13 protein-coding genes are annotated in these 16,374 nt (G+C 58.5%); 10 read left to right on the top strand and 3 right to left on the bottom strand.

Features of this window, described 5'->3' with window-relative positions:
* Nucleotides 1-5: 5 nt before the first annotated feature.
* The 7 genes from C7H08_RS03795 to C7H08_RS03765 all read left to right on the top strand — a co-directional run bounded on the left by C7H08_RS03795 (nucleotide 6) and on the right by C7H08_RS03765 (nucleotide 12,341).
* Complete coding sequence (locus C7H08_RS03795; RefSeq protein ID WP_106670445.1) at nucleotides 6-7,604, top strand: Hpt domain-containing protein; 7,599 nt, start codon at nucleotides 6-8, stop codon at nucleotides 7,602-7,604.
* On the top strand, nucleotides 7,604-8,647 hold the full coding sequence (locus tag C7H08_RS03790; RefSeq protein ID WP_106670444.1) for a chemotaxis protein CheB: 1,044 nt from the start codon (nucleotides 7,604-7,606) through the stop codon (nucleotides 8,645-8,647). Before C7H08_RS03795 ends, C7H08_RS03790 begins: the two co-directional genes overlap by 1 nt.
* A gap of 11 nt (nucleotides 8,648-8,658) precedes the next feature.
* Nucleotides 8,659-9,129: a chemotaxis protein CheW gene (locus C7H08_RS03785; protein ID WP_106670443.1), complete on the top strand. Its 471-nt coding sequence runs from the start codon at nucleotides 8,659-8,661 to the stop codon at nucleotides 9,127-9,129.
* A 65-nt stretch (nucleotides 9,130-9,194) separates the two neighbouring features.
* Nucleotides 9,195-9,686: a Fur family transcriptional regulator gene (locus C7H08_RS03780; protein ID WP_106670442.1), complete on the top strand. Its 492-nt coding sequence runs from the start codon at nucleotides 9,195-9,197 to the stop codon at nucleotides 9,684-9,686.
* A complete protein-coding gene (gene znuC / locus C7H08_RS03775) occupies nucleotides 9,679-10,452 on the top strand; it encodes a zinc ABC transporter ATP-binding protein ZnuC (protein WP_106670441.1) in 774 nt (257 codons plus the stop codon). The genes C7H08_RS03780 and znuC overlap by 8 nt, the downstream gene beginning before the upstream one ends.
* A complete protein-coding gene (gene znuB / locus C7H08_RS03770; RefSeq protein ID WP_106670440.1) occupies nucleotides 10,439-11,251 on the top strand; it encodes a zinc ABC transporter permease subunit ZnuB in 813 nt (270 codons plus the stop codon). The genes znuC and znuB overlap by 14 nt, the downstream gene beginning before the upstream one ends.
* 82 nt (nucleotides 11,252-11,333) lie before the next feature.
* Nucleotides 11,334-12,341, top strand: coding sequence for a PAS domain-containing protein (locus C7H08_RS03765; RefSeq protein WP_106670439.1), 1,008 nt, complete (start codon nucleotides 11,334-11,336; stop codon nucleotides 12,339-12,341).
* Here the strand turns inward: C7H08_RS03765 and C7H08_RS03760 are convergent, their stop codons facing one another.
* From C7H08_RS03760 to C7H08_RS03750, 3 genes are all read right to left on the bottom strand, one after another.
* A complete protein-coding gene (locus tag C7H08_RS03760) occupies nucleotides 12,342-12,590 on the bottom strand; it encodes a CDGSH iron-sulfur domain-containing protein (RefSeq protein ID WP_106670438.1) in 249 nt (82 codons plus the stop codon).
* A gap of 63 nt (nucleotides 12,591-12,653) precedes the next feature.
* Complete coding sequence (locus C7H08_RS03755) at nucleotides 12,654-13,736, bottom strand: patatin-like phospholipase family protein (RefSeq protein WP_106670437.1); 1,083 nt, start codon at nucleotides 13,734-13,736, stop codon at nucleotides 12,654-12,656.
* A gap of 51 nt (nucleotides 13,737-13,787) precedes the next feature.
* Nucleotides 13,788-14,708 carry an alpha/beta fold hydrolase gene (locus C7H08_RS03750; protein ID WP_106670436.1) on the bottom strand — a complete coding sequence of 307 codons (921 nt, stop codon included), beginning with the start codon at nucleotides 14,706-14,708 and terminating at the stop codon, nucleotides 13,788-13,790.
* Between the two features lie 178 nt (nucleotides 14,709-14,886).
* Here C7H08_RS03750 and folE point away from each other — a divergent pair, with 178 nt between their 5' ends.
* From folE to C7H08_RS03735, 3 genes are read left to right on the top strand one after another with little or no spacing between them, the layout of a single operon-like run.
* Nucleotides 14,887-15,456: a GTP cyclohydrolase I FolE gene (gene folE / locus C7H08_RS03745; protein WP_106670435.1), complete on the top strand. Its 570-nt coding sequence runs from the start codon at nucleotides 14,887-14,889 to the stop codon at nucleotides 15,454-15,456.
* A 25-nt stretch (nucleotides 15,457-15,481) separates the two neighbouring features.
* The gene (gene folX, locus C7H08_RS03740) at nucleotides 15,482-15,856 is read left to right on the top strand and encodes a dihydroneopterin triphosphate 2'-epimerase (protein WP_106670434.1); all 375 of its coding nucleotides are present in this window, start codon (nucleotides 15,482-15,484) and stop codon (nucleotides 15,854-15,856) included.
* Nucleotides 15,857-15,875: 19 nt separating this feature from the next.
* Nucleotides 15,876-16,313 carry a CoA-binding protein gene (locus C7H08_RS03735; RefSeq protein WP_106670433.1) on the top strand — a complete coding sequence of 146 codons (438 nt, stop codon included), beginning with the start codon at nucleotides 15,876-15,878 and terminating at the stop codon, nucleotides 16,311-16,313.
* Nucleotides 16,314-16,374: the final 61 nt, after the last annotated feature.

Genomic DNA, 16,374 nt, shown 5'->3' with positions numbered 1-16,374 from the left:
TGGTTATGGGCAATCACCATGACAGTATCGCCCTCGACTGGGTTCGGGGCGAAATACAGGACACGCTGACCCAAGGCCAGCATGCACTTGAAGCGTATGTCGATAATCGCGACGATACCGCGCGCCTGCGCTTCTGCCTGAACTACCTTCACCAGGTACACGGTACCCTGCAGATGGTGGAACTCTACGGTGCAGCACTGCTCACCGAAGAGATGGAGAAACTGACCCAGGCCATCCTGAACGAGACTGTTGTCAGCGTTGATGATGCGGTCGAAGTGTTGATGCAGTCTATCCTGCAACTGCCACAGTATCTTGAACATCTCGGCAGCAGTCGGGATGATTTCCCGATGGTATTGCTGCCGCTGCTGAATGACCTGCGTGCGGCGCGGGGCGAAGCTCTGTTGTCGGACACCTCGCTGTTCAAACCTGATCTTACGCCATCGAGATTCTCGGTGGGTGGCAAGGTTTCCGAACGTCTGCACGACCCAAAAGTACTGGGACACCTGCGCAAGTTACGGCAGATGTATCAGTTTGCCCTTGCCGGCGTGGTCCGGGAGGCAGACCTTGCAGCCCACTTTGATTACATGCAGAAAGTCATCCAGCGCCTGATCCGTCTGTGCCAGAAAACCCCCCGGGGCGAACTCTGGAAGGTCGCCAGCGCCTTTGTTGAAACGCTTCAGGCCAAGGTTAACCCGGTCAATACCGCGGTTAAATCCCTGCTGCGTGAGCTGGACTCTGAAATCCGTCGGCTCACTGACGAACACGCCGATATTTTACAGCAACCCGTTCCCGAGGCACTATTCAAGCACCTGCTTTACTACGTAGCCCGCGCCAGGGAGCTCGACAGCCCCCAGGTGACGGCACTTCGTGATGCCTACCAACTGAATACTGCCCTGCCCTCGGAAGACGACGTTGATGCTGCCCGCAGCCGTGTCTCCGGACCAGGACGTGATGCCATTCACTCAGTGGTCAGCGCATTGAACGAAGAGCTGGCCAGGCTCAAGGATCAGCTCGACCTGTTTGTCCGCGCTGAACTCCGCCAGAACAACGAACTGGACGAGCTGCTGCCCGGCTTGCACCAGGTTGCCAACACCCTGGCCGTGCTTGGTTTGGGTATTCCCCGCAAGGTGGTCACCGAACAGGTCGAACTGGTTGAACAACTTTGTGGCCAGAGTGAGCCGGCGGATGACGGCACCCTGATGGACATTGCCGGCGCGCTGCTTTATGTCGAAGCCAGTCTTGCGGGCCTCGACAGCGATCGTCGCAACGATATAGACACCGGATCCCAGGACGGCGAGCGCCCGAATATTGGCTCGGTCGAACTGGGCGAAGCCAGCGAAGCCCTGTTGCGGGAGTCCCGTAATACCCTGGAACAGGTGAAGTCTGCCATCGTCAACTTCATTGCGTCCCAATGGGATGTCCGTGAAATTGATCACGTGCCTGGACTACTGCACAGCATCCGGGGCGGGCTGAGCCTTGTTCCCCTGGACCGGGTCGCCGACATGCTCGGCTCTGCCGAGCGCTATGTTTCCGATGTACTGCTGAGTAACAAGCAGGTTCCGGACTGGAAGCAGCTCGACACCCTGGCCGATGCCGTTACCAGCATCGAGTATTACCTCGAACGCCTGGCTGAGGGCATCAGTGACAACGATGCCATTTTGCGAGTCGCGGAAGACAGCCTGGCAAGCCTTGGTTTTCCGGTTGGTCAGGAGCCAACCTGGAATCTGGAACAACCAGCGTCGGACGTCACCGAAGTGCCGATACTGGATTCACCCGCACCGACTCAAACAGCAGATTCCGCCAAAGGCTCCGATGAAGACCTGGTGGACGACGAGATCCTCGGCATTTTTGTGGAGGAAGCTGAAGAAGTCTTGCAGACCATTCACGAGTACTACCCTCGCCTGCGCCAGAATCATGAAGACCGCGAGGCACTGACCGAAGTACGCCGGGCTTTCCACACCCTCAAAGGCAGTGGCCGCCTGGTCGGCGCTTCCAGTCTTGGTGAATTGGCCTGGTCGGTTGAAAACCTGTTGAATCGGGTGATTGATCAGACCATCAAGCCCACCGAAGATCTGTTTGCCTTGGTGGATGACGCTAACGACCGCATCCCGTCCCTGATCAACGAGTTCCGTGAAGGCAACAGCAGCGGCGACGTTGCGGAGCTGATTGCACGCGCTGAAGGCCTTGCCACTACCCGTCGGGCGGACGACGCTGATTTCACCGAGGCAAATGCAGCGGCTGAATCTGCGGCGCAGCCGAAAACCGCCGATGAACCAGAGCTCGACATCACAGCCGACGCAGAGCCTGAGCAAACCGCAGGGGCGCTCGCTTCCGATGATAACCTGATCGATGACGAAATCCTGGAAATCTTCATCGAAGAGGCCGGGGAAGTCCTCGACACCATCCGTGAATACCTGCCAATGCTGTTGCGTCAGCATGACGACCGCAGTGCGCTGGCGGAAGTCCGCCGTGCCTTCCATACCCTCAAGGGCAGTGGCCGGATGGTTGGCGCGGACGTAATCGGCGAGCTAGCCTGGTCGGTTGAGAACGTGCTGAACCGGGTAATCGACGGCAGCGTGTTCATGAACGACGACATCGCTCAGCTGTTGCAGGATGTTACCGATGCGGTGCCTGCACTGGTCAGCGATTTTGAACACCGGCGCCCGGCAAGCCTGGACATTTCGCTCATGGTATCGCGGGCCAATGCACTGGCCAACGGTGAAATCCCAGACGCCACCAGCATGCCGCCCGCCGAGGTTGACCTGTCCGGCGATAATGAAGTTGAATCCTACGTCGATACTGCCGATGCCGATCTCGGCGACCTGGATCAGGACATTGATCCGGTTCTGCTCGAGATCTTCGAGAACGAAACCGAAACCCATCTGCAGACCATTAAGGAATACCTGTCTGCCGCCAGTGACAAGACCACCGTTGCCTATACCGACGACCTTTCCCGTGCTTTGCATACCCTCAAGGGCAGTGCGCACACCGCCGGTATCGGACCGATCGCGGAAGTAATCACTCCGCTCGAACGGTTTGTTAAAGAATCGCGTGCTCAGAACAAACGAGCCGACCGCGAAGTCCTGGAACTGATTGAGCAGGCCAGCCGCTACCTGACCCAGGGTCTGGCGCAGCTCAAGGACAACCCACAGGGCTCACTGGAAGGCACCGACGACTACCTGTCACGACTGGAACAGATCAGCCAGCAAACGCTGCTTTCACACGGCCGACACGATGATGAGCAGCCCTCTGCTCAGGCACCGTCGCTATTGGTGCAGCTGTTCCTCGGCGAAGGTCTCGACATTGTCCTGGACGCGGAATCGATTCTCAACGAATGGGCCCAGCACCCGGAGCAAACCGAGTCCCTTGGCACACTTCGCGCTGAGCTTGAGCAGCTGACGCAGGGTGCGGCCGACGCCGGCTTGCTTGATCTGGCCGATCTCGCGGCAGCCCTGACCCGAACGTACACTACGGTTGACGAGCATAACCTGACGCCGGATGGCGATTTCTTTGCCACGGTTCACGCCGCGCAAGAGCAACTGATCAATCTGATGGATCAGGTTGCCGCCGGACTGGCTACCGAACCCAGTGACGCCCTGATTCAGGAACTGGACACACTGGCCGACGCGGCCGCCGAGACCGATCAGGCAATCCAGGGCCCCGACGAATTTGATCAGCAGTTCACCGGCGATCTGGAAGAAATTGATCTTAGCCTTGAACTGGATGAAGCCGATGAGCGCCCGGCCGACGCCGTTGAAACCAAGCAGCCACCCTTACCAGAACTCTCTTCGGAAGACAGCGATTTTGATGATGAGCTGGCGGAAATCTTCCTCGAGGAAGCCCGCGACCTGATCAACAGCTCGGCTGAGGCCCTGCAAAACTGGAGCGAAAACACCGGCAATCTGGACATTCTTCGCCTACTTCAGCGTGATCTGCATACCCTGAAAGGCGGCGCCCGATTGGCGGATATTCCGGCCGTCGGCGACCTGTCCCACGAACTGGAGAACCTGTTCGAAGGGCTGACCGAACTCAAATTCTCAATCAACGACACGCTGTCTGACTTGCTGTTCCGTTGCCATGACCGGCTGGCGAGCATGGTTGATGCGCTGGAAGCAAAGGAGCCGCCAAGACCTGCGCCAGACCTGATTACCGAAATTCACAGTTACATTGATGGCGCCAAAGGCTCCCGTCCGGTGACCGATGTCAGTGCGCCCGAAGCGGACCTGTACGAGGATGACTTCGAGCTGATCGAAGTCGACGACGCCGAAACTACCACCGACGAGTCCGGTTCTGAGGAGCTGGCGGCGACGGACCTGTCGCACATGGATCCAGAGTTGGTTGGCATCTTCCTGGAAGAAGCCTACGATCTGATCAACTCCACCGGCAGCGCTCTGCACAGCTGGAGCGAAGACCCCTCCGATCGTGAGGTCGCGGCGGTGCTTCAACGCGAGGTGCACACCCTCAAAGGCGGCGCCCGTATGGCCGGCGTCGACGCCATCGGCGATCTGACGCACGTACTGGAAGATCTGTTCGAAAAAGTGGCCGAAGGCGAGATTGACGCCAGCGGCGCGATGACCGATCTGCTGTTTGCCTGCCATGATCGTCTGGCCCAGATGGTCGAGCAGGTGGCAACACAGAAACCCTGCCCACCCGCAAACGAACTGGTTCAGCAGGTTCAGGCCATTCTTCGGGGCGACAGCCCGGCACCGGCTGAGCAACTGCCGGCTGTCGACGTTGAAGAAAAAGAAACACCGACCGAGCAGCCGGAACCAGCGTTCGAGGCCGTGTCTGACCATGAGGTTGAACTGATCGAGGCCCTGGAAGCCGCTGCGGACGACGATCTGATCGGCATCTTCCTGGACGAAGGTCTGGAAATTCATGAAGCCATTACCGAATGTCTCAACCAATGGCGTGAAGTCCCGGACGAGCTGGCAGGCGTCACCCGGTTGCAACAAGAACTGCACACCCTCAAGGGTGGTGCACGGTTGTCGGATGTCGATCCGATAGCCGACCTTGCCGAAGCCTGGGCTGACGCTCTGGATCGCCTGGTGGCAGGCGACAGTGACCAGCAGGTCTTGTTAATCCTGAGCGACCAGGCTCTGGTCAGCCTCAAAGCCATGCTCGACAGCCTGGAACACGGTCGCAAGCCCGAATCCGATATCAGCTTGCTTGGTGCCTTCCAGAATGCGGAGCAACAGGCCTCGGATGAGCCAAGGTCGGTGGTCGATCAGACCGATACGGATAGTACCGACGCGGTCGACCCGGAAGTTCTCGAGATCTTCCTGGAAGAAGCCGGCGAAATCATGGATCAACTGGAGCAGCTGCTGGACGACTGGCGCAAAGAGCCGGCCAACCACCACTTCAACCAGGAAGCGCAAAGGGCGCTGCACACCCTCAAAGGGGGTGCCCGACTTTCCCAGATCAGTGCACTGGGGGACTTGGCTCATATCTTCGAAACCCGGCTGATTGATTTGGGCGGTATAGCCCCGAACGATGTCCAGTGGCAAGCCATTACCCGTGATCACGACGCCATTCTTACCATGGTGGCGGATATCCGGAAGCGTTTCGAGTCCGGAGCCGCGATCACCGAGGCCCCTGAGCAACCGCCTGAGCCAACACCAGAGCCTGCGCAGCCGGAAACCAAAACTCCAGCGCCTGAGGAGAGCACGCCAGAGCCCAGGGTTCCGGCTCAGCCGGCTCCGGAGCAACCAAAGCCGGCCAGGTCGCCCGCAAAAGCGCGTAACAAGGCGGCCGAGGCCCAACGGGCCGCTCAGGAAACTATCCGGGTATCAGCACCACTGCTGGACGAACTGGTCAACCTGGCCGGTGAAACCAGTATTACCCGGGGTCGCCTGGAACAGCAAAGCAGTGATTTCAGCCATACCCTGGATGAAATGGCCGCCACCATCGAGCGTCTGCGTGAGCAGCTGCGCCGGATGGACATCGAAACCGAAACCCAGATTCTGTTCCGGGCAGAGCAGGAGCATGGCCCGGATTACGGCGATGACTTCGATCCGCTGGAAATGGACCGCTACTCGTCGATTCAGCAATTGTCCCGGGCCTTGTCCGAATCCTCCTCTGACCTTGCCGATTTGCGGGAAACCCTGGCCGACCGGGTACGGGATACCGAAACCCTGCTGGTACAACAGTCCCGAATCAATACGGAGCTTCAGGAAGGTCTGATGAAGACCCGGATGATTCCGTTCTCCTCGATGGTACCGAGACTGCGCCGTATCGTTCGCCAGATCAGTGGCGAATTGGGCAAGAAAGTCGAGTTTGATGTCCGCAATGCCGAAGGAGAAATGGACCGCAACATTTTGGAGCGCATGATTGCGCCACTGGAACACATGCTGCGGAACGCCCTTGACCATGGCATCGAAACCCCGGACCAGCGCAAGCAGGCCGGCAAGCCGGTCACCGGTGAAGTGGTGTTATCGTTGAACCGTGAAGGCGGCGACGTCGTTCTGCGGATGATGGATGATGGCAAGGGTATCCCAGCGAACGTGATCCGGGACAAGGCCATTCGCCAGGGCCTGATGCGTGCCGATGAAGATTTGTCCGAGCGCGAAATCCTGCAGTTTATCCTGCAACCCGGATTCTCCACTGCCCAACAGGTGACACAGATTTCCGGTCGCGGCGTCGGCATGGACGTGGTTGGCAGCGAAATCAAACAGCTGGGCGGCAGTCTGGATATTGATTCCGTCGTCGGTCGCGGCACCACCTTCACGGTACGCCTGCCGTTTACTGTATCGGTCAACCGGGCATTGATGGTTGCCACCGGTGAGGACTTTTACGCCATCCCGCTCAACACCATCGAAGGTATTGTCCGGGTCAGCACCTATGAGCTGGAAGAATATTACAAGCCAGACGCACCCCTGTACGAATACGCTGGCCAGCAATACCGCCTGCAGTATCTGGGCGGTCTGCTGAACAGTGACCATCACCCCAAACTCCAGGGCCAGGCGTTGCCACTGCCGGTCATTCTGGTGCGCGGAGCCGAGCAGCCGATGGCCCTGCAGGTAGACCACCTGATGGGCAGCCGGGAAATCGTGGTTAAATCCCTGGGGCCGCAGTTCAGCACGGTTCGGGGTGTGTCGGGTGCAACCATCCTGGGTGACGGCAACGTGGTCGTGATTCTCGATTTGCCGGCAATGATCCGCTCCGACATTCTGTCCGAGCGCCAGCGCCTGGCTAATCTCGAAAAGGCTAGAGAGACCAGTCGCTACGAAGAGAAGATCACAACCGTCATGGTGGTGGATGACTCGGTCACCGTGCGTAAAGTCACCTCGCGCCTGCTCGAACGCAATGGTATGGAGGTGATTACCGCGAAAGACGGCCTGGATGCGGTGGCACAGCTACAGGATCATCATCCGGATATCATCCTGCTGGATATCGAAATGCCCCGTATGGATGGCTTCGAAGTGGCCAGCTTTGTCCGTCACGATGACAACCTGAAGGACACTCCGATCTGTATGATCACCTCGAGAACCGGTGAGAAGCATCGTGAGCGGGCCTTGTCGATTGGTGTTAACGAGTACCTGGGCAAGCCCTTCCAGGAAACTGAGTTGCTTGAAACCATCAAGCGGCTGACCGGAAATCATTGATGACCGCCCGACCCGGGGTCGGAATTGTTTCCGATGTGGTGCTACAACGTCACCGGTTGCAGGCTGCCACCGGTAAGTTCGGCCTTGAGGTTTGCTTTTCCGGGGATCCATCGAGGCTGATGGCCTACCCGGAATTCCCGGAAGCGGCGCTGTGGCTGGTCACGCTCGAAGACGAGGCCGATCACCTGGCACTGTTTGATCATTTGCTTGAGAATACCGAAGCTCCGGTGTTATTCGGCCTCGATCAGGCGCCCAAACCGGGTAGCACCGACTACTTTCGCTGGGAACGGAGGCTGCTGGACAAGCTGGAGCAGCAGCTCGGCCAACTTGAAGAACTCGATAACGCCAACGATCTGGAACAACTGATCGAGGTCGTGTCACAGTCGCACTCAGCCCCAGAGCTGTCGCACTGGATCACGCCTGCCGCACCGGAGTCCCTGGCTGAAGACGTCTGGATACTCGGCGCCTCGCTAGGTGGGCCTGCCGCCGTCAAGACGTTTCTGGACCATCTGCCACCCGGCCTGCCGGTGGGGTTTGTCTACGCCCAACATATTGACGGTAACTTTACCGAGGTGTTGACCCGGGTGCTGGGTCGCCACGCCCACTACCAGCTCAAACAAGCTGAGGAAGGCTACCGGGTGCGCAACGGTGATGTGGTTTTGATGCCAGTTGAACGGGAGTGGTCCATTGACAGCCGTGGTCAGCTGACCGAGCAGAACAGGCCCTGGCCCGGGCCTTACGGACCTTCGATCGACCAGGTCCTGCTCAACGTGGCGGATTACTATGGCAAACGTTGCCATGCCATTCTGTTTTCCGGCATGGGCAACGACGGCGCCATCGCTGCGCCCCTGTTAAAGGCCTACGGCAGTCGGGTCTGGGTGCAGGAACATCGCAGCTGCGGCAACAGTTCGATGCCGGACTCAGTGGCCGCTACCGGCTGCACCAGTTTTACGGGCACCCCCGAGGAGCTGGCCAAAGAGCTGATAAAAACCATTGAGAACAACTGCCTGCTGAAAAGCCGGCAAAAACGGAACTCCGCCTGAGGAAACATGCCATGAAAGAAAACAGCCAGTCGCTCTCTTGCGTCATGATTCCAGTCTGCGATCGGCAACTTCTGCTGCCCAACGTCTCAATTGCTGAGGTGGTGGATTTCAGCAGCACAGACGCCGGCGCCAACACTCCGGAATGGCTGGTGGGGTTCCTGGACTGGCGGGGCCTCACCCTCCCGGTGATGTCTTACGATGCCGCTAACGGTGGCATCCTTACCGTGCCCGGAGACAACCGCGGCCGCATCATCGTGCTCAACACCATTGGCGCCAGCCATCAACAAGCACCGTTCATGGCACTGGTTATTCAGGGCATTCCAAGCCAGACTCGTCTGGAAGAAGACCAGATTCGACAGCTGGACGGTGAGCCCGGGCCGGCAGACTTGATGCAGGTAGAAGTGGAAGGCGAAACCGCCTGGATCCCGAATCTGGAATACCTGGAATCCCTGGCGTTGGACGCTAAATCCGGACACGGTTGAAATCCTGCCCATAGCCGTACGGCCTGCAAATGTTATAATGTTTCAAATTTTGCAGGATCCAGACCATGCCGGAACGCGCGCTCCCCTATCGCCCGCACAATCATGACGCCTGTGTCAGCCACGCACTGGCGGATGCCCGGGCCATCTGCCGCACCCAGAATGCCCGCCTGACGCCGATTCGCGAGCGAGTTCTGGAACTGATCTGGCAATCCCACAAACCGCTGGGTGCCTACGACATTCTTGCCATGCTCGGCACCGAAGGCCACAACGCCGCACCACCGACCGTGTATCGAGCACTGGATTTTCTGTTGCAGTATGGTCTGGTTCATCGCATTGCCTCACTCAACGCCTTTATTGGCTGCACTCATGCCGGTGAACAGCACCGAGGTACCTTTCTGATCTGCCGGCAGTGCAGCAATGTTCTCGAACTGGCTACGCCAGAAGTCAGCAAAGCCATAGAGCAAGCGGCGGCGGCTGAATCATTCCGCCTGGACGACATCACTCTGGAAGTCGCCGGAATTTGCCCTCGCTGTCAGGGGGATGCCAGCAATGCCTGACTCTCTGGTACAACTTAAGCAATTGACGGTGCAGTTTGACGATCGCCCGGTGGTGGATCGGGTCGACCTTAGCGTCCGGCGGGGCGATATTATTACTATCATCGGGCCCAATGGTGCCGGTAAAACTACCCTGATCAAGGCCATTCTGGGCTTGCAGCGTGCCAGTTCCGGCCAGGTTTCCCGCGCCTCCAGGCTGGTCATCGGTTATGTGCCCCAACACCTCACTCTGGAGGCCACCCTGCCCCTGAGTGTTCGGCGCTTCATGCTGCTGAGCGGACGGACCGCCCGTGAATGTGAGGCGGCACTGGAGCGAACCGGGGTCAGGCACCTTCAGGAAGCTTCGGTACACCACCTGTCCGGGGGTGAAAAGCAACGGTTACTGCTCGCCCGCGCTCTGGCCCGCCGGCCGGATTTACTGGTTCTGGACGAGCCCGCTCAGGGCGTGGATATCAACGGCCAGGCCGCTTTATACGAACTGATCCGCGAATTGCGTGATGAACTGGACTGCGGCGTGATCATGATTTCCCACGACCTACACCTGGTGATGGCGGCCACCGACAAGGTCATCTGCCTGAACCAGCATGTTTGCTGCAGCGGCTATCCGGCGGATATTTCCCACGACCCTGCGTTTATCGAAACCTTTGGTCATCAGGTTGCCGAGTCTCTGGCGGTTTATCACCACCGTCATAACCATCGCCACAACCTGCATGGCGATGTGGTGACCAGCACCGGACTTCACGGAGCCGGCGACCATGACCATCATTGATTCAGTGCTGGGCGACTTTTTCTGGCGTGCCCTGCTGGGCGGCTTGGGAGTGGCTCTAGTCGCCGGCCCTCTGGGCTGCTTTGTGGTCTGGCGCCGGATGGCCTATTTCGGCGACACCCTCGCGCACTCAGCTTTGCTGGGTATCGCCCTGAGTTTTCTGATCAGCGTACCGTTGAATCTCGGCGTCATCATTACCTGCGTCACCATCGCTATTGCCCTGGTGCTGCTGTCCCGTACCCGCGCGCTGGCGACCGACACCCTGCTCGGAATCCTGGCACACAGCGCCCTGGCCATCGGCCTGGTCACCCTGAGCTTCATGCCCGATGTCCGGGTCGACCTGACCGGACTGTTGTTCGGAGATCTGCTCGCCATGAGCCGACAGGACCTGATCTGGATTTACGGCGGCGCCGCCTTTGTGCTGGCGTTGCTGGCAGTCCTTTGGCGCGGGTTGTTGATGAGCACCATTCACGAAGAGCTGGCGCGGGTGGAAGGCGTCCCGGTGGAAAGGCTGAGACTGGCACTGATGCTGATGTTCTCACTGGTGATTGCCGTAGCCATGAAGATTGTCGGAGTATTGCTGATTACCGCGCTCCTGATCATCCCTGCGGCTACGGCACGCAGGCTGGCCAGAAATCCAGAACACATGATGGCACTGGCCGTGATCTTCGGAGTTATTGCCGTCACCGGCGGTCTGAGCTTGTCCTGGCACCTGGATACGCCCGCGGGCCCCTCGGTGGTGGTGACGGCTTTTCTGACCTTTCTTGTGGTCTACGGCACCGCCCGCAACGCCAGCCATTGAGGGCCGTCGCTTTCGCATCCCGCTGGTCTGGTCTAGAGTTGACTGGACACCCGTTCAGCAATAGCTGCAAAGGCACCCGCGCATGGATAGCGACCTCTATGACATTTCACCCTCCGGCCCCCGCCGATATTACTTGTGGCCAGGACTGTGGGCACCGGCCCTGATTCTGCTGGCGGGCGTCGTTGTCAGCCTGGTCACCGCCCGCGAAGCTTCAGACGCCACACAACACCTTGCCCAACAGCGTTACCAGGCCATGCACCAGGCTCTGGTCGGGCAAGTGGTCATTCACCTACAGAATTCATCCGCCCAGAATGGCAACGCCCGCTCTCTTGAAGTCGCCCTGGCTGAGGCGCTTCACGACGACATGGGCCTGAGAATCGACACCCTGGAGCGCCACACCAAAACGCCGGTGCTAACACTGGGTACTATCGAAAACACGGCACAGTCCCTGCGCACGGAGCTGCAAACCAACGGTCAACACTGGATGGTCACCACCATACCCGGGGCCCGTTTGCTGGAACAGCCTACCCGGCAGATCCGCTGGCAGGTTCTGGCCGGTGGCGCACTCATCACAACCTTGGCAACTCTGCTGGCGCTGGCCCTGTGCCGTCAGAGCCACCGGAAAACACTGGCTATCGGGCAGCTAATGAGCCATCAGGTAGCCATCGAGCAGCAGCTCACCAACCTGCAGGTACAAAAAAACGTGCTGCGTCACGCATTAAATGACAGTGAATCCCGAAGCCGGGACCTGGTGGCGTTATCTGGCGCGATCATAGGCGAACTCGATGAACACGGGCATATCGGTTTCCTCTCAGCCCAAGCCGCAGACTTCCTCGGCCGCGCACCGGCGGACCTTGTCGACCAACCTTTTACCGGGCTCATCACTGAGCCAGACCGCCTGCGGTTCAACCAATCTCTGGCGGCAGCACGCCAGGATAAGACCATGGCGCGGGTTGATCTGAACCTGCTACATCGTAACACCGAGTTAACCGTGCCGATGATCGTGCGGGTAATGGCGCTGACAAACCCGGTCCATGGCGTCACCGGTTACCGGATAAGCGCCGTGCCGGGCCCTGCCACGGACACCTGATCACTTGAGGTTTTTGTGGCTGCCATCACACAGTGGCGGGGTGCCGGTCTGTTTGCAGCCACAGAACCAAAGCCATTCGCTTTTCTCGGCGGTGTATTTCACCGGTGTAAACTCCGTACCCTTGTGGGAGCCATCGCAGAACGGCTGTGTCTCACTGCGGCCACAGGCACACCAGAAATAATTTTTGCCGCCCTCAACCTGCACGGTGTACGGGGCCTTTTTGGCGATGGTCGGTTGTTCTTCTGCCACGTTTGTCTCCTCATCTGTTTTTTTGAGTATAGGTCTGGCTCGGGGAGTGGTGAAAGCATGAAACTATAAAGGCTGAATCCGGTCCGGAAGCCGCCCGCTTTCGGCCAGTTCCAGAAACTCATCCCCGAGGCGGTCGCTCTCGGCAATTGACGCTCGCCAGGATCGTTCGCGCCCGGCGTCATCGCCAAGGTACTTCTCGAAATCCTTCCGGTCTGGCAGTTTACGATCCGGCAGACTATCCAGATACTCCCGAGACGGCGAAACCAACAGCACATCCTGCAATCGGGTTGCATCACCCCGTCGCCAGGGCAAGGTTTTGTCGAACCAGCCGGGCACCACCTTATCAGTGAAGTGTGGGTACAGAATGATGCCGGGCTGCTCATAAGGCAGATCCAGATGGTAGTCCAGCAACCCGCCGTCGCGATAGACACCCTCCGGCGCACCCGGAATGTTGCGGACGCCGGACATCACCAGCGGAATCGACGCCGACGCCAGCAACGCCGGCTGCAGGTTCACCCGGGACAGCGCTATCTCGTGACGGGGGAAATCCACCAGCTTCGCGACCGGTGAGTTGCTGCGTGTGTCATGCACGATACCCCGCTCCATAAACCGCCCCAGATGACGACGGCTGACCATGTTGGCACTGATCGCATTCACCAGCCCAAGGCTCAGGCGACCCCGGGCATCGTGCTCAAGCAAACCAAGGCTTCTGACCACCACCACGTTTAGCCGATACCAGGGGTGGTTCAGAATGAAGTCCTCTCGCCCGCCCAATAGCTCTTCCAGAAACAGCACGCTTTTTCGAGACACTTCGGCGGCACTCACACCTTTGGCGAAGCGTTGACTGGTGTAGAGTTCGGCCAGTTTGGTCAGCTGGGCTTTGGGATCGTCGGAGGAAGCAATGGCGGCAAAGCGCCAGCTGCCAATGGATGAGCCGATCAGTACCCGCGCTTGTGGGCCCCGGGGCAACCAGTCCCCGAAAATGGCTTTATCCAGACCACTGAGACCCAGGGCTTTGGGGCCACCGGCGGCACCCGGAATGACGTGAATATCCGCCGGGCTCAGTGGCTTTTCTTTGAGGCGTTGAAGCGCCCTGCGGCCGGCCCGGATGGTCAGCGCGGGTGTCTTGATATGAATTGCGGTCATCAAATGCTCCCTTTCGCAGCCCGGCGATAACGGCACCTAGACTGACACGTATCAGTCGCTGAAGCTCCCGCGGAAATCCCGATACGCACTGAACACATCCCAGGGAGCTTCAAAGTGCGGGTAGTGACCGACGTTTCTGAGGCTGACCACGTCCGGCGCTGGAATCAGTTCACGGTACCGACGCGCCATGGCGCTACCAGAGACCGGATCGGCCGTGCCAGTAATCAACCGCATAGGTTGTGACGCATTCTGGAGGGCACCAACCCAGCGGTTGCGATGACAGCGGCGTTCTTCCATAAACTGGATCAGTTGGTGCAGAATTCCGCGACCGTTATTGTAGGTCAGCAGTTGCCAGAAATCTTCCATGTCCGGGTGCTCTGGCGGGTTGCGCTCACCGAACAACCGGCGGAAATTTCGCTCGAAGGTGCCGCGAGTCAGCCCCCGGCTGATCAGGCCGCCCAGCGGACTTTTCAGAATTTTTTGGATCAGCAATGGGTTGTGCACTTCCGGAAACAAACCACCATTGAGCAGGCAAACGCTGGCGATACGAAACGACAGTGAGGCTTCCTGATCTCTTGCCAGCAATTCCTGAACCACCGTTGAACCGTAATCGTGAGCCAGTAAATGTACCGAAGTCAGGCCAAGGCCTTCAATCCAGCCCTGGACCAGGTCAGCCTGATCTTCAATGCTGTAGGCATAATCGCTGGGCTTGTCGGAAAAGCCGAACCCCAGCATATCGAGGCTTAACAGCTGATTCTGTGATGCCAACATCTGCCAGATCCGGCTCCAGTCCCAACTGGCCGTGGGAAAGCCATGCAGCAACACCAGGGGTGCACCGGCGCCGGCCATTCGGCTGAAAATGGCATGGCCGTCGTAGCTGAACCATTTCCCAGCCTGCTGCCAGGCCTCGAGAGTATAAATGTCCTGGCGTTGTTCCGCCCTGATTTCTGATCCCGGTATAACCTGTTCCATCTTTTGGTCCCGACGCGCCGCCAACGCTCATTACTCTAGTGCAAACCCGCAGCGCCTGCCAGATGACTGAATGGCGTTCGTGAACTGGTCCATAATAGACGATGCCACGTAAAGCGTGGAGATAGCTTATAAATTCCCTTAAGCTTGCGCCTGTATCAGACAGCAACCGGAAAAGACTATGACTTTACCTCTGGACGACCTTGCCGGTCATTACCGCGCCATCATCGAAGGCCTTGGCGAAAATGCTGACCGTGAAGGTCTTCAGGATACGCCGATGCGGGCTGCCAAAGCCATGCAGTTTTTAACCCGCGGCTACCAGCAGAATCTCGATGAGCTGGTTAATAATGCGGTGTTCGAATCGGCCATGGATGAGATGGTCGTCATTCAGGACATCGAGCTATACAGCATGTGTGAGCACCACATGTTGCCGTTTATCGGCAAATGTCACATCGCCTACCTGCCCCAGGGCAAGGTTCTGGGCCTGTCCAAGTTCGCTCGCATTGTGGATATGTATGCAAGACGGCTGCAGATTCAGGAAAACCTGACCCGTCAGATAGCTGAGGCCGTCGAAAACGTAACCGGCGCCAAAGGTGTGGCCGTGGTCATCGAGGCCCAGCACATGTGCATGATGATGCGGGGCGTGGAAAAGCAGAACTCTCGCATGAAAACCTCGATGATGCTCGGGCAGTTCCGCAAGTCCCAGGCCACACGCAGCGAGTTTCTAAATCTGATCGGCAACCATCGCTGATATCGACGTTCCTCAGGGAGGTTTCATGGCAGATATGACCGGAGATCACCTGGCCCGGGTCAGGATCAAGAATCTTTTGCTGCGCGCCTACATCGGTATCAAAGAGGAAGAGATCAACAATCAGCAGGACGTGGTGATCAACGTCACGCTCCGCTACGACGCCTCCGAGGCCATCATCCGGAACGAGATCTCTGCGGCCCTGAACTACCGGACCATCACCAAGCAGATCATCGCGCATGTGGACGGCAACCGCTTCGCTCTGCTGGAGCGGCTGACCCACGAGGTGTTGGCGATTGTAATGGAGCATCATGCGGTGCAGTGGGCACAGGTGGAAATCGACAAGCCGCACGCGTTACGCTATGCCGAGTCGGTATCCGTCTGCCTTGAAGCCCACCGTTAACCCTTGAGATCCATGCCCCATGCCGAGTAACAGCCCTGATCAGCTAAAAGCCATTCTTGAATCGGTACGCACCATTGCGCTGGTAGGTGCCAGTGAAAAGACCCATCGCCCCTCCCATGAAGTAATGGAGTACCTCCAGCGTCAGGGTTATCGGGTGATCCCGGTCAACCCCGGGCTCGCCGGCCAGCAGATTCTTGGTGAAACTGTCTATGCCGACCTCGCCTCATTGCCGGAGCCTGTGGACATGGCAGAACTTTTCCTGGCGCCGGAACGCACCGATACGGTGATCGACCAGGCCATTGCCCAAACCATACCGGTGCTCTGGCTGCAAATTGGTGTGATCAACGAGTCCGGAGCCAGTCGCGCCGAGGCTGCCGGCCTCAAGGTCGTCATGGATCATTGTCCGAAACAGGAAATCCCGAAACTGGGCGTTCTTCCACCCTCCGAACGCGCTTGAGCCTTATTTTTAAATCGGGAACCTGATCACAGTTCGGGCTAACGGCTGTTACCGCTGGCAA

It is taken from the genome of Marinobacter halophilus, from assembly GCF_003007685.1.
Classification (GTDB): domain Bacteria; phylum Pseudomonadota; class Gammaproteobacteria; order Pseudomonadales; family Oleiphilaceae; genus Marinobacter; species Marinobacter halophilus.
Note: the sequence above shows the minus strand (reverse complement) of the source record. Positions and strands in the feature narration are given on the sequence as shown.

Excerpts from the sequence above, each read along its gene's own strand:
- C7H08_RS03790 (WP_106670444.1), top strand. The coding sequence starts at position 7,604 with ATGACCGCCCGACCCGGGGTCGGAATTGTTTCCGATGTGGTGCTACAA.
- C7H08_RS03755 (WP_106670437.1), bottom strand. The coding sequence starts at position 13,736 with ATGACCGCAATTCATATCAAGACACCCGCGCTGACCATCCGGGCCGGC.
- znuB (WP_106670440.1), top strand. The coding sequence starts at position 10,439 with ATGACCATCATTGATTCAGTGCTGGGCGACTTTTTCTGGCGTGCCCTG.
- C7H08_RS03750 (WP_106670436.1), bottom strand. The coding sequence starts at position 14,708 with ATGGAACAGGTTATACCGGGATCAGAAATCAGGGCGGAACAACGCCAG.
- C7H08_RS03765 (WP_106670439.1), top strand. The coding sequence starts at position 11,334 with ATGGATAGCGACCTCTATGACATTTCACCCTCCGGCCCCCGCCGATAT.
- folX (WP_106670434.1), top strand. The coding sequence starts at position 15,482 with ATGGCAGATATGACCGGAGATCACCTGGCCCGGGTCAGGATCAAGAAT.
- C7H08_RS03735 (WP_106670433.1), top strand. The coding sequence starts at position 15,876 with ATGCCGAGTAACAGCCCTGATCAGCTAAAAGCCATTCTTGAATCGGTA.
- folE (WP_106670435.1), top strand. The coding sequence starts at position 14,887 with ATGACTTTACCTCTGGACGACCTTGCCGGTCATTACCGCGCCATCATC.
- C7H08_RS03795 (WP_106670445.1), top strand. The coding sequence starts at position 6 with ATGGGCAATCACCATGACAGTATCGCCCTCGACTGGGTTCGGGGCGAA.
- znuC (WP_106670441.1), top strand. The coding sequence starts at position 9,679 with ATGCCTGACTCTCTGGTACAACTTAAGCAATTGACGGTGCAGTTTGAC.
- C7H08_RS03785 (WP_106670443.1), top strand. The coding sequence starts at position 8,659 with ATGAAAGAAAACAGCCAGTCGCTCTCTTGCGTCATGATTCCAGTCTGC.
- C7H08_RS03780 (WP_106670442.1), top strand. The coding sequence starts at position 9,195 with ATGCCGGAACGCGCGCTCCCCTATCGCCCGCACAATCATGACGCCTGT.